General features: G+C 41.4%; 18 protein-coding genes. 3 read left to right on the top strand and 15 right to left on the bottom strand.

All coding sequences use genetic code 11. The features are described from left to right. Positions 1-23: 23 nt before the first annotated feature. The 6 genes from modC to exaC form a co-directional block, all read right to left on the bottom strand. Complete coding sequence (modC, locus tag A3K86_RS19745; protein ID WP_068335477.1) at positions 24-1,106, bottom strand: molybdenum ABC transporter ATP-binding protein ModC; 1,083 nt, start codon at positions 1,104-1,106, stop codon at positions 24-26. Continuing rightward, the gene (modB, locus tag A3K86_RS19740; RefSeq protein ID WP_068335473.1) at positions 1,100-1,792 is read right to left on the bottom strand and encodes a molybdate ABC transporter permease subunit; all 693 of its coding nucleotides are present in this window, start codon (positions 1,790-1,792) and stop codon (positions 1,100-1,102) included. The genes modC and modB overlap by 7 nt, the downstream gene beginning before the upstream one ends. After that, complete coding sequence (gene modA, locus A3K86_RS19735) at positions 1,782-2,549, bottom strand: molybdate ABC transporter substrate-binding protein (RefSeq protein ID WP_068337081.1); 768 nt, start codon at positions 2,547-2,549, stop codon at positions 1,782-1,784. Before modA ends, modB begins: the two co-directional genes overlap by 11 nt. Before the next feature lie 281 nt (positions 2,550-2,830). Beyond that, positions 2,831-3,112 (bottom strand): hypothetical protein, encoded by a 282-nt coding sequence (locus A3K86_RS19730; RefSeq protein WP_146145593.1) that lies wholly within the window; start codon positions 3,110-3,112, stop codon positions 2,831-2,833. 76 nt (positions 3,113-3,188) lie between these two features. Further along, a complete protein-coding gene (locus A3K86_RS19725; RefSeq protein ID WP_068335467.1) occupies positions 3,189-3,455 on the bottom strand; it encodes a hypothetical protein in 267 nt (88 codons plus the stop codon). A gap of 45 nt (positions 3,456-3,500) precedes the next feature. Further along, entirely contained in the window at positions 3,501-5,006 is a 1,506-nt protein-coding gene (gene exaC, locus A3K86_RS19720) for an acetaldehyde dehydrogenase ExaC (protein ID WP_068335466.1), read from the bottom strand. A 903-nt stretch (positions 5,007-5,909) separates the two neighbouring features. Between exaC and A3K86_RS19715 the strand changes: the two genes are divergently transcribed. After that, on the top strand, positions 5,910-6,782 hold the full coding sequence (locus A3K86_RS19715; RefSeq protein ID WP_068335463.1) for a transcriptional regulator: 873 nt from the start codon (positions 5,910-5,912) through the stop codon (positions 6,780-6,782). Beyond that, positions 6,766-7,254 carry a hypothetical protein gene (locus A3K86_RS19710; RefSeq protein WP_068335456.1) on the top strand — a complete coding sequence of 163 codons (489 nt, stop codon included), beginning with the start codon at positions 6,766-6,768 and terminating at the stop codon, positions 7,252-7,254. Before A3K86_RS19715 ends, A3K86_RS19710 begins: the two co-directional genes overlap by 17 nt. Before the next feature lie 27 nt (positions 7,255-7,281). Here A3K86_RS19710 and A3K86_RS19705 read toward each other — a convergent pair whose 3' ends face one another. The 4 genes from A3K86_RS19705 to A3K86_RS19690 all read right to left on the bottom strand — a co-directional run bounded on the left by A3K86_RS19705 (position 7,282) and on the right by A3K86_RS19690 (position 10,841). Further along, positions 7,282-8,205, bottom strand: coding sequence for a 3'(2'),5'-bisphosphate nucleotidase CysQ family protein (locus tag A3K86_RS19705; RefSeq protein ID WP_068335453.1), 924 nt, complete (start codon positions 8,203-8,205; stop codon positions 7,282-7,284). Then, positions 8,192-9,265: a phosphotransferase gene (locus A3K86_RS19700; protein ID WP_068335450.1), complete on the bottom strand. Its 1,074-nt coding sequence runs from the start codon at positions 9,263-9,265 to the stop codon at positions 8,192-8,194. The genes A3K86_RS19705 and A3K86_RS19700 overlap by 14 nt, the downstream gene beginning before the upstream one ends. A 58-nt stretch (positions 9,266-9,323) precedes the next feature. Next, complete coding sequence (locus A3K86_RS23150) at positions 9,324-9,569, bottom strand: alternative ribosome-rescue factor A (RefSeq protein WP_068335447.1); 246 nt, start codon at positions 9,567-9,569, stop codon at positions 9,324-9,326. A 96-nt stretch (positions 9,570-9,665) separates the two neighbouring features. Further along, on the bottom strand, positions 9,666-10,841 hold the full coding sequence (locus tag A3K86_RS19690; protein ID WP_232322033.1) for a serine hydrolase domain-containing protein: 1,176 nt from the start codon (positions 10,839-10,841) through the stop codon (positions 9,666-9,668). A 432-nt stretch (positions 10,842-11,273) separates the two neighbouring features. Here A3K86_RS19690 and A3K86_RS19685 point away from each other — a divergent pair, with 432 nt between their 5' ends. After that, complete coding sequence (locus A3K86_RS19685) at positions 11,274-11,969, top strand: MaoC family dehydratase (RefSeq protein ID WP_068335444.1); 696 nt, start codon at positions 11,274-11,276, stop codon at positions 11,967-11,969. Between the two features lie 95 nt (positions 11,970-12,064). On the opposite strand, the gene A3K86_RS19680 is transcribed toward A3K86_RS19685, so the two are convergent. The 5 genes from A3K86_RS19680 to A3K86_RS19660 form a co-directional block, all read right to left on the bottom strand. Continuing rightward, entirely contained in the window at positions 12,065-12,865 is an 801-nt protein-coding gene (locus A3K86_RS19680) for a DUF4349 domain-containing protein (protein WP_068335442.1), read from the bottom strand. Positions 12,866-13,145: 280 nt separating this feature from the next. Next, complete coding sequence (locus A3K86_RS19675; protein WP_068335441.1) at positions 13,146-13,838, bottom strand: DNA alkylation repair protein; 693 nt, start codon at positions 13,836-13,838, stop codon at positions 13,146-13,148. 165 nt (positions 13,839-14,003) lie between these two features. Next, positions 14,004-14,987 carry a DUF4382 domain-containing protein gene (locus tag A3K86_RS19670; RefSeq protein ID WP_068335438.1) on the bottom strand — a complete coding sequence of 328 codons (984 nt, stop codon included), beginning with the start codon at positions 14,985-14,987 and terminating at the stop codon, positions 14,004-14,006. A 192-nt stretch (positions 14,988-15,179) separates the two neighbouring features. Next, complete coding sequence (gene arfB / locus A3K86_RS19665; RefSeq protein ID WP_068335432.1) at positions 15,180-15,593, bottom strand: alternative ribosome rescue aminoacyl-tRNA hydrolase ArfB; 414 nt, start codon at positions 15,591-15,593, stop codon at positions 15,180-15,182. A 414-nt stretch (positions 15,594-16,007) separates the two neighbouring features. Next, the gene (locus A3K86_RS19660) at positions 16,008-16,487 is read right to left on the bottom strand and encodes a hypothetical protein (protein ID WP_068335427.1); all 480 of its coding nucleotides are present in this window, start codon (positions 16,485-16,487) and stop codon (positions 16,008-16,010) included.

Genomic DNA, 16,487 nt, shown 5'->3' with positions numbered 1-16,487 from the left:
CAAGTTACACATTCTCAATCATTCTAAGCGGCGAGATCATCGCGAGTAACACTCACACCTTTAATTTGCGCGAAGATAGGCTCCCCTACTTGCAAATTAAGTTCATCAGCAGCCCATAAGGTAATGTTAGCCCACAGTTGGCTTTCACCGATACGTAAACGTACCTCTACTCGCTCGTTTTGCTCATCACGCTGAATTTTATCAATTCGTGCCCGTAAGATATTACGAATACTGGTCTGCTGTGGTTTCTCACGGGTAAGCGAAACATCATTGGAATGGATCCGCACACGTACCCACTCACCACGCTGTTTGTCTAACTTGTTTACCCACAAAAAATCGTGTTGGCTCAACATCACTTGTGTCAGAGCGTAATTAGGGTGGTCAAAGTTAACACGTACACTAAGCAGCGAACTTTGCTCTTTAGCTGGCAGCCACGGGCGCATCTCTGGTGAGCCCCAAACACTGTTGACATGGCCTGATGCGACCACTTTGCCTTGGTGCAACATCACCATGTGATCCGCCAAACGCAGGATCTCATCCAAGCTATGGGTAACATACAAAATGGGGATATTTACTTCTTTCGCTAACCGCTCTAAATAAGGCAATAGTTCTTGTTTTCGAGGTAAATCAAGCGAAGCTAACGGCTCATCCATCAGCAGCATCGCAGGCTTGGTCAGCAAAGCGCGGCCAATAGCCACTCGCTGCTTTTCTCCACCGGAAAGCGACGCGGGATAACGATCAAGCAAAGCCTCGATCCCAAGTAATTTCACGACATCAGTAAAGTGCTGTTCATCTTTCGATTTACAGCCATAAAGCAAATTGCCTTTTACTTTGTAGTGTGGAAACAAGCGCGCATCTTGGAACACATAGCCGATGTGACGCTGCTCAGGAGGCAAGGCTGTTCCAGTATTACTATCAAACAAGACTTGATCACCAAGGCGAATGCGTCCTTGGTCCGGCATGGTGAGGCCACTCAAAATATTGATAAAAGAGGTTTTGCCCGCCCCAGAACGACCAAACACCGCCGTGATCCCAGTTAAGGGTAAGTTCACATCCACATCGAGATCTAAATCACCAAGCTGTTGGCGTACCGAAATCGCTAACATTGCGCCTCCAAACGACGACGGGCAATACGAGATAACCACTCAGAAGCAAATAAAGATGCTAAAGCAATAAAGATTGCGATCATACACAAACGTGCGGCTTCATTTTCTGCACCTGGGGTTTCAATAAAGGAATACATTGCCAGCGGGATAGTTTGAGTTTCCCCGGGGATATTCGACACAAATGTAATAGTGGCGCCAAATTCGCCTAAAGCACGAGCAAAAGCCAAGATAGTCCCTGTTAAGATCCCCGGCACTGTTAGCGGCAAAGTAATAGTTAGGAAAACCTTCAACGGGCTTGCGCCAAGCGTGCGCGCCGCTTGCTCTAATTTAGCATCAACGCTTTCAAGAGAAAGCCGAATTGAACGTACCATTAACGGAAAAGCCACCACAGCAACCGCAAGAGCAGCACCACGCCAGCTAAAACTGAGTGTTAAACCGAACCACTGATATAACCATTGTCCAATCACACCTTGGCGTCCCATCATCACTAGCAATAAGTAACCAATCACGACCGGAGGCAAAACCAAAGGCAAGTGGATTATGCCGTCTAAAATCGATTTACCAACAAACTGGCAACGGGCCAACAACCACGCACATAAAATGCCGAGTGGCAGGCTACACAGCACTGCCACTCCTGATATTTTCAAACTGAGCAATAATGCCTGAATTTCGTATTCAGTTAGCACTCACTACCTCAAAACCATACTTAGTAAAAATCGCTTTCGCTGCATCTGACTGTAAAAACTGGTAATAGCTTTTCACCGCTGGCGTTGCTTTATCCGCAACGATTGCCATCGGATACTGGATAGGCAAATGGCTATCGTCTGCTAGCTGAGCCACAATCTTCACTTTGTCAGAAATTTGCGCATCCGTCTTATACACTATGCCCAGTTGAGATTCACCCCGCTCTACTAATACTAGTGCCGAGCGAACATTATTTGCACGCGCCAGTAAATGAAGCGCATCTGCCCATAAGCCGTAATGCTCTAAAGATTGTTTCGCATAGCGCCCAGCAGGAACATGTTTAGGATCTCCAACCGCCAAACGAGTCCCATCTAATGCCTTTTCAAGATCCCAAGCAGCGGAAACGTGGATTTTTGGTTCAGGGTATGACTTAGGTGCCACCACTACCAAGCTATTGTGCAATAACGGTGTAACAGAGTCTGATTCAACCGCTTGCTGCTCGCTCAAGTAGCTCATCCATTTTTGATTGGCAGAAATATAAATATCAGCAGGTGCACCTTGGGCGATCTGACGAGCTAAAGCTGACGAAGAAGCAAAAGATAAACGCGTAGTCACATCAGCTTGCGCTTCATACGCTTTAGCAATATCAGTCACTGCATTGGTCAATGATGAAGCGGCGAAAATCGTCACCTTATCGTTAGCTTGAACAGTTGCCGCCACACAGATACTCGCTAGAGCCAATAATTTTCCTAACTTCATCTTCACCACTTTCATATTCATAATTCGATATATAGCCAAGTATACATCGACTATAAAAGCAGTGTCAGCAAAAAATTAGTCATTACTCAATAAATAAGGAAGGCTCTTTGATGGAATCGCAATAGCAGCAGAAGCAAAATAATAAAATGTGAAATTAAGCGAGAGTATTGGGGGGTAATACCCTCACTTTTTCGTTAGTTAGAGCTCGGCTTTCGTTCGTTAGAACAAGCTCTAAATCTTAATTTCAGAGCATTAGTTCACATATCAAAACATTGGATGTTTTAATCAACCATAAACGTCCACATTGAGCTCGCTTTTCTATCACTTTGAACAAAAACAGGTTCTTTGGGATTAGTAGCAGGAACTCGTTGCGTTTTAATTTGTTGAACATCGCGTTGTTCAGTACTGTCTTGTTGCGCATAAATGGGAGCAGCTTCATTGATATAACTCACTACCGGTACATTTATACCAATCTCAGTATGATAAGTTTCAGTTAACTTAGAACTAAGTTCACCATTAACAACCGCAACCAATAATGCCCACAAGCACAATATCTTGTTCACACTCGCCTTAATAAACTCAAGTTACCTCAAGGTGCAGAATTCAATGGCTGATTTGGCATAGCGCGAAAATAAAGCTTTAACCAACAACGGTATTCGACATGACCACAAGCTCTGTGCCATTCAATTTCAGCTCTTGAAAGCTATCAAGCACCATGGTGTAGCCCGTCACCTGATCATTAAAAACACCAAGATCTTCAAGAATCGTAGTTGTGTGCTCTACGAATTGATAGACCTTGTGTAACTTACCATTTTGACTAAAAAACACCTCATTGTGAGACAACAAAGTGTTTTCTTTCAGTAGCGGAAGTAGACAGCTTATCGCGTTAATATCAAAAATTAACATTCTCGTTAAAGAACAGGACTGCATTGCAGCCCTGTACATTCATTATTAGAAGAAACCTAGTGGGCTATCGGAATAGCTCACAAGAAGATTTTTCGTGTTTTGGTAATGTTCTAGCATCATCTTATGCGTTTCACGACCAATACCAGACTTCTTGTAACCACCAAATGCAGCATGCGCAGGGTAAGCGTGGTAACAGTTAATCCATACACGACCAGCTTCAATTGCACGACCCATACGGTATGCACGATTTGTATTGCGCGTCCACACACCCGCACCTAAGCCAAACTCAGTATCGTTTGCAATTTCCAATGCTTCTTCTTCATCGCGGAAAGTTGTTACCGATACAACAGGACCAAAGATCTCTTCTTGGAAGATGCGCATCTTGTTATGGCCTTTAAGGATTGTTGGCTTAATGTAGAAGCCTTCTTGCTCTGCAGCTTCGCCACCAACAAGAACTTCCGCACCTTCTGACTTACCCAATTCAATGTAAGAAAGGATCTTATCAAACTGCTCTTTGGAAACTTGTGCGCCAACCTGAGTGTTTACATCCAGAGGGTTACCTTGCTTAATCGTCTTCATACGCTCAAGCAAACGCTCGATGAATTGTTCATAAATTGATTCTTGAATCAACAGACGAGATGGGCAGGTACAAACTTCACCTTGGTTAAAGAACGCAAGCAGTACACCTTCAACACATTTATCAAGGAATGTGTCATCTTCCTGGAAGATATCTTCAAAGAAGATATTTGGAGACTTACCACCAAGCTCAACGGTTGAAGGGATCAGGTTATCAGCCGCACACTTCAGAATGTGGTTACCCACCTCAGTCGAACCAGTGAAAGCCAATTTATTAATACGTTTACTTGTTGCTAGTGCGTTACCCGCTTCTTGGCCATAACCATTAACAACATTCACAACACCAGCAGGAATAAGATCACCAATCACTTCCATCAACATTAAGATTGAAGATGGCGTTTGTTCTGCAGGCTTAAGAACGACACAACAACCAGCAGCAAGTGCTGGAGCTAGCTTCCATGCCGCCATTAATAATGGGAAGTTCCAAGGGATAATTTGACCCACAACACCAATAGGTTCATGGAAATGGTATGACGCAGTTGTGCTATCTAGCTCAGCTGCGGCACCTTCCTGTGCACGAATACAACCAGCAAAGTAACGGAAGTGATCAACAACCAAAGGCAAATCTGCTGCAATGGTTTCACGAACAGGCTTACCATTTTCCCAACTTTCAGCCACTGCAAGTTGCTCGCTGTGTGCTTCAATACAATCGGCAATTTTTAATAGTAAGTTTGCGCGCTCGGTTACACTTGTTTTTGCCCACTCGCTCTTAACTGCGTGCGCTGCATCCAATGCAAGTTCAATATCTGCTGCGTCAGAACGTGGAACCTCACAAATAAATGAGCCATCTACTGGCGAGTGATTTTCAAAGTAACGTCCATTTACTGGCTCAACCCAAGTACCGTTAATGTAGTTTTGGTATTTAGATTTAAAGTGAACACTTGAACATTCACTTCCTGGTGCCGGATATAACATGGATACCTCTTCATTCCTGTAATTATGATTTGCTCCTCTTATGCTCAGCTCAAACTTAAACTGTAGAGGTATCTAAGTTCTTAACTAAACAAAGAGGAGCTATTCACTGAAATGGCAATAACACAATGCAACACCGTTAAAATTAACCCGTTATTGCATCACACAGTGCGCTTATTTCAGTGTTCGTCGTTCGGAAGTTAAATTAGCGGACACCAGCCTTTGATACTAATAAACTTTGCTTAAAAACAATAAAACCCATGAAATCAAAAATTTAAACTAGAGTAATGACTCTATGAAGAACAGGGAGAGTATAAATCTTAAGACAAGAGTAAAAACTCATCCATGACTTGAAATCAATCTAATCGCTGAATTTTTAATGTACGGCTTACCCGAATTCTAGCAAAACAAAAAACTAACCCAACAAAGAACAACAGAACTAAAGACCACAAAAACAGCATTATGACAATTTTAATGTAGAAGTAAGCACTTAAACTTAGAGAATTAATTTAGCTTAATACTTACTAACTATATAAAAAGCTAATACGATAAGTTAGACTCAAATTTTAGCCGTTTACCTACGCACTACAATTACTCACCAGCCAAGTAAACACAATCATTCACATGTCGACTTTTCCTTACACATTATTGTTTACCCGCATAAACTCAGTGTTTCCCTCCCCCAACAAAAGCCACACTCAAAACCGCAGTTAATATATTGATTAATAAGAAAATAATATTTAAAAATAGATAAAAAAGCACTAACCTGTAATGGTTTTCATTCACTGCAAATGGCTAATTACGCATATACACGTATGATTTTGCATGGTGTTTTAATGCAAATTGTGTATAATTGCTTACCCATTAATAAAGTTTGCACATAAGTGTTAACACACGGGTATATAAATGTGGTTATTAAATCCGCTTAAACGCTCACAATTATCAAATTACGAAGCAGGCATTCACAAAAAATTAAAATCCACAGACTGTCACATTTTAGAGCTGCTAATTAAGCATGAGGGTAAAGCAGTTTCGAAAGAAGAGATTATGTCTACGGTTTGGGAAGGTCGAATTGTATCTGAATCAAGCTTAACCCAATCTATTGCTCAACTAAGGTTAATGTTAGGTGATAGTGGTAAAGAGCAAAGAGTAATCAAAACCCTACCTCGAAAGGGGTATATGATACTCCCTCACCAAGTTCAACTCGTACCATTTAAAACAGAGAATAAGATAGAACTAGAATCAAATAACGAAAGCGACGAAACCAGTAATGAAATAATTAAAATTACTGACAACAAAGAACAAGAAATCACTCAAGAACTAGAGCTTGAGGTACCAACATTAAAACCGCCTAGAGATGAAAACCATTTTTTAGCCCATTTACGCACATCTCTTCGCAACAACCATATGATGTTGATTTTATTTATGTTTAGTGTATTCATCGGTATAAGTGCACTTAATATCTATACTTATAATCTTGCAATGACACATAAAACGGTTTCAAAAAAAGTTTGGCATACCGAACAAGTTAACGAGACCAACTTACATTTCAAAAAAGGGAAACGTAGTAGAATCATCATTGCTGAGCTAAAAAAAGAAAATCAATCATTTAGAAGCAATATCAGTGATTTGTTTATTTCAACAAACCCGCAACAGATCTACTTATCTTGTATCTATATATCACGAAAATTAAATGAGCGTTTCACACTTGATTTTACGCTTCCGCTAAATTACCCATTCGACCAAATTAAAGGTTTGATCAATGAGAAATGCCATTAAGTACAGTTTAGTTATTTATGCCTTTGTTTCATTATCGGTGTTTTTTTATTTTTTCCATTGTAATCAAGCTTGTACCGAGGCACTCATTGGCAATAAAAACACCCAAACCTTTTATAACAAACGCTTTATCTTTCATGATCAAGGTTTTGATGAGATCCAACAGTCGTCTGTTGTAAACACCGACAGATTAGGTTTTTATCAAATACATTTGAGTACAACAAATGGCCTATCTGGTCAGCGTTACAGTAGTCGTTACTCTCTTCACTTTTGGGGGGACGAATTGTACTCAATTCAGTTAAAAGAAAGTGATATTGAAGGTAAAGATAAAAGTGATACTAGTGCTTCACAAGCATATCTTGAAGAATATTTTCATGAAGAATATAACCAAGTGCTTTATAACAAAGACCAAATTCTGTGTAGCGTCAGTTTAAGCACCAACTTTTTAGGTTGTACCAAATCGATGGCGGAATAATACCGTATCAATAGGGTGTGATAACTGTTAGTGCATAAATTTACTCAAAGCTAATGTTATTTGGTGGCTAAACACCACTCCTTGATGGTTCATATAATTTGAATCTCGACGATTCAAATCTAAAGCCGCACCATAGATATTACAGGTAATTAATGGGTACCCTAATCGGGTACCCGCCGCAAATATAGCTGAAGTAGCACTAAAGTCCCACAAACTGCCTCCCCCTTTTCGCGCTTTAGGCAACTTAATGTAAGTCGAATGAGGCTGCTCTAATACAGTCAAAGCATTCATGACCGCGCCTTTATTATTCACGACTTCCAACCCTGAATACCCTAGCACTTTCAACTGTGACCAAAGCGTATCGATAAAGTAAGAATAAGCCGGATCACACTCAAAGCTGCGATCATAAACCAAGGTAAATGCTATACCTTGCCCTACAGAGTCCGGCTCGCAGGCTTGAGGACACCAAGGCTGATCGTTTTTAAGTAGCAAACTACCACTGGATAAATTCAGTGCTTGATAACAATCCTGAGTGACTGGATCAACCACCACGCCAATTACCGCCTCACCACTTTGGCTCACTAACGCAATAGATACGGCATAGCCCGGTGTGTTCTCAATAAAAGGCAAGGTGCCATCGAGCGGATCGATACACCAAAAGTAGTCCTTAGTCAGTCTTGGGTGCTTATGAGTATCAGCTTCATCTGCATTTTCTTCACTTAAGACAGCAAAATCATATTTCGCTGTTAAATCGGCAAGATGAGAAAGTATGATTTCCTGACAGGCGATATCAACTTGGGTCACTACTTGTGCACTTTGGCTGCAACCAGCTATTTTGTGGTTAACCTGCAAACAAGAACGATCAAAGCTTTGAATATGGGCATTAGCTTTCTTAGCAGCGACTGTCGCTGCTAATAATAAGTGGTGCCATTCTTGATCAGTCAGTTGCATCTTCGCTTCCTTTATTAGGCTTTCCTTTCTCAACGCTTCTTTCCGTGACAGCACCTAACTGAACTAACGCTTGTCGAGTGAGGCGTTCAGTATAAGGATTAATTTTCCAATGCTCAGGACTCCAACCTTTCACAAAACGCTGAAAATCCGCCCATGCCACACAATAAATAGGTCGCCATTCTTGCTCAACAGCTTGCCGTTCTTCCACTGACAACATTGGCTGGCACTCAGCCAACGCTTTTTCCAGCGCCTGAAAATAATAATCCAGAAAATCCGGTACAACTTGCTCTGCACTGTCAAAATCGAGCACGCTACTTAGCAGTAAAATCACATCTTTCATGCCACAACCGCGACCGACATATTGAAAATCTACCGCCGCAGCTTGGACCGGATCTTGCGCTTCGCTAAAGCAAAAGTTTGCCAGCTTAGCATCACCATGAACCAAAGTTTGAAAACGGCAGTGCTGTAAAGTGCGATCAATCAACCCTGCCGATTGTTTTAATTCAACATCAGATAAAGCTTTGAGTTCATCAGGACGTGTCTCTAAGTGCCAATAAGTACCACATGCCCACAAACCTTGCGGTTCAACCGCTAAGTGCTGAGCATGGAAATAGGCAAGCCATTGCAAGCAAGCGTTAATCTCTGCTTGTTCTGCTTCCTTAAGCACTCGAGGAAAGCCCGCAGTGGCAAGATCTTCCAACACCACTAAGATTTCATTATCAAAATGCTCAACGTGCAAACACTTTGGCACGTAGCACTGTGAATGGCATTGATTAGCGTAATTTTGATACCAGTTGACTTCGACTTGATACGAATCCAACTTACGCTGGTGAGAGAGCGAAGTATTCCAGCCTCTTGGGTGATACTTAGGCTGTGGCAAGGCAATATATTTAGCAATCACTGACTCAGGGTCCGCATGCTTTTGCTGCTCTTGACATAAATGAGCTCGAAACAGAGTGCCATATCCGCCCCATAAGGTTTGGATTGTGTCCGTTGATTGAATGGATGAAACGCCGCAGCGACGAGCGATAGAATTAAGAACAGAATCAGGAATGGACATGAAGAGAGACTATCTAAAAACAAAGAACCTTATTCAATACTGGCAACTGTTTAGGTGATTAAGCAGCTAACGGCATTGAATAAGGCTCTCGGCCTTTAAATTTAGTTTTACGGTTGTAACTACCTTTACCTTTTTTGGCTGTTACGACACGAGTAGTGAATAGCTTACTAGTTACTGCCGCTTTCAAAGCGTTATCTTTGATCACGCCACGCCCCATTTCTGTATCGTTTACAGCTGGTTGCTCTACAATCGGTAACGCTTCTCGCTGCGCCTGTCGTTGCGCTCTACGTTTTTTCGATGCCATTTGGCACTCCTTCTTAATCATAAATTGGTGTTCCTTATCGTGGATACGCCATCAATACTAAGCACCGCTCAATATAGTTTGCTTGGTAACTGCGCATCAGGAACCCGACGATTGTACCTCATCTACCATATACTTTTTATACAATTTCAGAAATTCCAACACCATATTGCGCGCCACAGTGTTTTGTTCACAATTGATCAGAAACACCATGCCTGTTTGAGTCACGGTATTAAATACCATCTCAGTACGGATCCCTTTAATCCAACCTCCATGATGAATGAATCCAGTAAGCCCTTGATAATCAAAAGTTCGCCAACCTAGACCGTAATAAACATTACTCAACTTCGCTTTATAGCGTCGTTGATTGGCTCTAATATGCGGCTTATGCATGATTTCCAGCAGTGAAGGTTTCAACACTGTGGGGTTATGCCCAAACTGCGCCAGCATCCATTTCGCTAAATCTTGTGCGCTAGCATTCACTCCTGCCGCTGCTGGTACTTCATAATACGCCGCTTGTGGTTTCACTGCCGCACATCCTTTCTTCACTTTGACATGAGGAGTCACTCTGTTGCTATGGCTAGTAAAACCATCTAAACCGAAGGAAGCATGATCCATTTCTAATGGGATAAACAGCTGCTCACGTACAAAGGTAGGGTAATCTTGCCCTGACGCTTGGGCGATCATTTCCGCTGACAAATTATAAATAACATTCTGATAGCCATAACAGTTACCTGGCGCACAAACGAAATCAATTAGCTTAACCATCTGACGGATCCGTCGATAACTCACATTGTCTTCCAGCAAATCAGAATAGGCTTGCGGCACTAAACCAGTGGTATGTGATAGCAAGTGTCGAAGTGTTACCGCACTGCCCTGCTGCGGATCACTAAACTCAACATGTTCTAAATAAGGCACCACATGGGTATCCCAGTCGAGCAGTTGTTTATCGACTAATAGCGAAGTGGCAGCAGAGGCGAACGTTTTCGATATCGATGCCAATGGAAAACGCGTCGCTGAACTCATTTGCTGCTTGGTGCCCGTTTTTGTCACACCATAGCCACGTAAAAGACGGATCTGACCATTAATGATCACGGCTAGCGATGCCCCCGGAATTTTGCTGGCAACTGCTGCTCTTACTTTTTCATCCAACGCGTAAACAATCTCATCTTTTGGTGCTGCACTGGCAAGTTGAGGAAACATAAAAAGCCCCAGCCACAGACAGCAACTTAGACCAAGGATCAGTAAACGCGGGAACCACGAAAAAACCGCCACCCGACACTCCTACGACAAAATCCAGTGCAGTTGAAAGTGTAGGAGCTTATCGGTTTCCCCTTAGCCCACTTCTGTCTTATTAGTGAAACCTCTATTTTCGCCACAGCGCTTAAAATCAAAAAAGTGATAGGAAAGATAAGAATTTTTATGGCTAATTTTGCATATCAACCATAATATAAAAGAAGTGAACACTGCTTTATTCGACGCACAAGTGTACGCTGAAAATGGTCAATTCTTAGCTAGAACAAACCAAGGTGAAAATTCAATTAAAATAATTACTTTCCACTAAGATATTGATAAATATAAACATTGACTCGTCGGATGAGTTTTTAAATGAGATCTGACGCACAAAAAAATTTCTGTACTGCGATGTAAGCTATTACAATTAACCACTTGTGTCGTTTTAGACAATTATTAACAAGGTTGATATTCATGAAAGTCGTCGATTTTATTAAGCAAAAACGTGAAGTATTGTCACACAACTCGTTTGAACTTAAAGACTGGCTATCTCCATCTATGCGCGATTACTGGAGTGAGTTGCTTGATAAGGCGAACAATAGCCCTATCGCTGCTTGGGGTCGTGAGCACAAGCTTGTTGCGTCTAACGATGCTATTGCACCGCAACCAGAAGTCAAAGAACCAGCACCGATTGAGCTTCCAGAAGAAGCTGAATTGGTAAAAGCTGATATTGAAGCGACTTTGGGCGAAGAAATTCACGTTGGCGAATGGCTAATCGTTGATCAAGACCGTATCAACCGTTTTGCAGACGTGACCGAAGATCACCAGTGGATTCATACCGATCCTGAGCGTGCTGCTGAAGAGTCTCCGTTTAAAACGACGATTGCACACGGCTTCTTAACGCTATCACTACTTTCAGTGCTAACCGATAGTGTTGACCCAACTAAGCAAGCATACCCAACAGCGAAAATGACGGTAAACTTTGGTTTAAACAAAGTACGCTTCCCATACCCTGTAAAAGCAGGCGTTCGAGTTCGCGCACGTACTTCAATTCAATCGGTAACACCCATTAAGCGTGGCCTTGAGATTGTGCAAGAAATCAAAGTTGAAATCGAAGGCTGTCGCCGCCCAGGCTGTGTTGCTGAATCAGTCGTTCGCCTGTACTTCTAATAACTGATTTCAGTTAAACGAACACTAAAAAGCCGAGGTTGATAACCTCGGCTTTGTTGTTTCTGAAGCAGTAACTTTACACGACGCTTCTTTCGTTACTCTTTCGACTTTGCTCGACGAGCAAAAGACCAAGCCTTACGAACCACATAAACGAAGATAGCAATAATAGGTAACCAAGGTAGTAAGAAAGCAATCGCTGTAATTGCCTGACCAATACTATCAGCTAGGTTTGAAACAAACCCCTCACCTGCATCTTTAATTGGTGTCATGAACGATGGTGGCTCGTAAGAATACAAACTCACATTGACTACATCCATGTTCACTCGTTGTTTCAGCTTCGAGCGCTCACCTTGCGCTAATTCGATATCAGACTGAACCTTCGCAAGCTCGCTTGCGATTTGAACCAAAGATTGCACGTCTTGCGCTGACATCTTTTTCAGTTCTAGCAGCTCTTGCTGATAACTTAACAACATCGCTAAGCGTTGCTCATTATCAACTAACGCGCCACCTAAGTCTTCGCTAGTTGTAGATAGGTTTTTCGTTTCACCATGTTGCGAGGCTACAGCCAGAAAATCGTTAACACCGGTTGGTAGAATGCGCACTTCGACACTTGCTTGCACATAACGATCGGTATTTAAACTACTGCTGACCACAGTACACTGAAACTCTTTATCCTGCGTACATTTATCTAATAAGCTCAAGTAACGAGGTTCAACTTGTTCACGTTCTAGTTCGACCGAGGCGCTGTGGTAATAAGCCAAGGTTTCACTTTCAACGCTCTCTCCTTGCTGGCTATACACTTGAGGAGCACCTGATTGGTAGTGCTGGTTATCACCATTGCAGCCAGCCAATACAAGCAAAGATGCCGCCAACATCAGTAATGAAAATTTCTTCATTTGTTATCCACCATATCTTTTAAAGTGAAAATTTGAGTTCCAGCTTTTACTGTCTTTGAGTTAATGTGGAACTTATTATTTTGAACAATGTTTTATTAGATTAACACAAAAGCTGTTAGAAGCAAGCATTGAACTAAAAAAGATTCGACTATAAACGAAGAGAATTAGGGGGTGTTGCTCCTAACACCACTCAGATTGGCAATAACGACTATCTCATAAAGGTCGGATACACATAGTTAAGTGATGATAGAAGCACAACGAAAAAGGGAGGCTATACCAATCAGCAAGAAGTCTTGATCATAATTCTCATTGCTTCGCGTTGGCTCAGCGGAGCCAACAATTGGCTATGTTGCTTAGTAAAAGCGCTCACTAATTCAGGTTCAGTTTTTGAGTATTCACGTAATACCCAACCAATGGCTTTCTGAATGAAGAACTCTTTTTCATGCGCCAACATCAAAATAGTTTCAGATAACAGCGCAAAATTAGTGTCACCTTTGTGCTTCAGGTGCGCGAGTAACGATGCCCGTCGCAACCACATATTATCAGAGGTACGCCATTCAATAAGTTTGGCTTCTAGCTCACGGTGTTCTTGAACTAACTTACCCACTAGATTAGAGGCGATTTTATCTACCGTGTCCCAGTTATCAGCGGTTTTCAACATCTCTTCATAGACACCGAAAACCTCTATGGTACGGAATTTTTTATAGTATTCAGCAACATCCATTGCTAGATACTGCTCTTCACGATAAACACCAGACCACAACCACAACACCAAGCGACGGTAGTTTTCGACATTATTCACTTCAGTATGAGCACGAGCGAGTTTGAACACTTCTTTGCGTTCAGGACTTTTCACCCCATAAAAGGGCTGGGCGATCTTCATATACGCTTGCATAGCGGCGGCGTCACTCTTGTTGGCACGCTCAGCCAGCCTTTGCTGCATGAAGATCACCATTGGGATCATCAGAGACATGGACTTTCTTTCTACTTTCTAGGTATATTTTATGGGTATATCTTAATAGCGTTAAGTAATTAATGGAATGCCCAATAAAAAAGCCAGCGTCTTTACAACACTGGCTCCCATAGCAGAGGGGTACTTCATGCTTTCTAGTTTACAGGATCACGACAATACTCAACGCTAGTATTTAACATCTAACGTTAATCCCGTTGTCGTTAGAGCTTGGTTCTTATATACAGGCGTCATCAAACTAATCGCTGATGCCCCTTCCTCTTTCTCAGGATCATCAGCAGCACCATCACATGCTAACGCGATATCATAGTTCCCAAGAGGAAGATAGCCAATCGTGTACTTTCCAGGTGTTGCATCTACTTTGGCTGAGGTAAATGGCTCAGTTGAACTGCCTAAGTCACCATAATTATCATCACTACGAGGTTGATAGACGTAGATATATGCTTTATTAAGGTTACCTTCTGCAGCGCAAGAGCCACTCTCAACGGTACCTTGTAATGTTGCTACATTTTCGTTCTTAACTAAACGTAGCCCTCGAGGTTTTAGCTGATAGCCATGAGCATTACTAACCATGCTTTTACGAAGATCAAACTCTAGGGTATAAGCTTGAGTCGCATTTGCTGTGACATCAAAACCATCAAGTTTAAGTTCACCACTTGGTACTCGGATGTCGTAAACATCACCAGTAATGATTTCACGAACATGAGAGTACGGCGTACCATCAGGGTATAAATCTGCACTATTGTCCCATGTAGACAGCACCGACAACCGCATTTGACTATATTGACCAGCCTCTAGTTTCTCTTCGCTCAATACTTGAAGTGCTTTAGCGCCTTGATATGCCAGTAGATTGATAACCATAAACTCTGGGTTACCATTACTGTCTTTAGGAATAGTGTGTCCCGATGGAATACATTCTTTTGAGCTTTGATCTGCCGCAAATGAAACGCTACCCCAAGAAGACTCAGCACCGTTGACGTGTTTCACCGTAATTTTGTCAAACGCAACACAGACCTTATCCAATCCATCAACTGGTGCATCAGAGAAAGCCAAAGAGAAAGAGCCTTCATTACCGCCACTATTTCCACCAGAATCACCACCACACCCAGCCAACATCAGACCAAGTGTCGTTACTGCTACGTACTTTATCATTTATAACCCTGCGTAAATCTCTTAAATAAAAGCAAAGACATGCCTTTAATAACACCATTGTGAATAAGGATACCTAACAGAGTAAGAGGACTATAGATTCAGTTCGACATCATAAGACATTCTGACAGAAAGCTTACACAACCACGTTTTTTTGCCTATTAAACACCACCTATCTGACTACCTAATTAGGCGTTAAAAATTCACTTTCCCACGAAGGGCTTTTGTTTGACCTCGTTGAGACTTCTTATCCATTCGGCGCCTTTGAGAAGAGCGAGTTGGTTTGGTTTCTCGACGTGCCTTTTGAACAACAGCAGCAGATACAATCAATTCGCGAAGACGATTCAAAGCATCTTCACGATTCATTTCTTGGGTACGGAATTGCTGCGCCTTGATGATTACAACACCATCTTTGGTTATCCGGTGATCAGACATTGCCAATAGGCGCTCTTTGTAGAAAGCAGGTAAGGTCGAGCGACGAATATCGAACCTAAGGTGGATAGCACTGGAAACCTTATTCACATTCTGCCCACCAGCCCCTTGCGCTCGGATAGCAGTTAGCTCGATTTCCCAGTCAGCTAATTGTACATTATTTGAAATTGTCAGCATGAAAAACCACTTATAAATCACAACTAATATGATTATAAGTGGTTAATCATAAGAAAACTTCTTTTTACGAGATAAAAGTTAGTTTTAATTAAGATTGAAAAGTATCACGTAAAGTTTACTGTGGCTTATCACATAACATTTTAGCTAGAAAGCGATTTCGAGCCTTACTGACAAGACGTTTACTTTCTACTTTTATTCTCCTTTTAACCAATAGTTTATCACTCATACCATTATCACCCTCTTACAATTAACGCAAAGGTATTTACTCTTCCAAAAGATTTTTTCAAATATATTTCTTTTTATTTTTACTACAGTCGTACATTTACAAGTGGATTGCATTATTTACCTTAAACAACTTAAAAAGATAAACTAATATGTATTATTCTATTAATTAATTTTCACCAAAAGAAGACATTAACATCTAGGCTCAATAGTCAGTTCAACCGTCTGCACGCCTTTTTTAATTCTATCATTAGTCAAATCTGTTTTAAGTTTTACTGAAAAATCACCATCAGTACTTAAATACTCAGTCTTACCTTTAACAGATGATAAATCTTGAAAAGCACCTTCATTAACTTTAATATCAAAATTAGCATCTGTTAATGGTCGACTATTACTTCCTAGCGCTCTTTTATAGTTTGATGCTGTGACCATAAATTTAGTAGTTCCAGTGTTACTTTTAACTGAAAAACTAGTGGCTGAAGAATCTTCACTATCTGCAACTCCAAAATTTGCATTTATAGTTCCACCAGCAACAAACGCGCAAACTTCAGGTATAGTTTTTGTATATGTCAAAGTTACAGTCTGAGGACTATTGGCTTGAACAAGTGGAATATCTAAAAGAATTAACACCATAAACACTTTAATTAATGATGGCTTATTAATAAAAAACAT

The sequence above is a fragment of the Photobacterium jeanii genome, from assembly GCF_001650345.1.
Classification (GTDB): domain Bacteria; phylum Pseudomonadota; class Gammaproteobacteria; order Enterobacterales; family Vibrionaceae; genus Photobacterium; species Photobacterium jeanii.
This window is presented reverse-complemented; position numbering and strand designations above follow the sequence as displayed.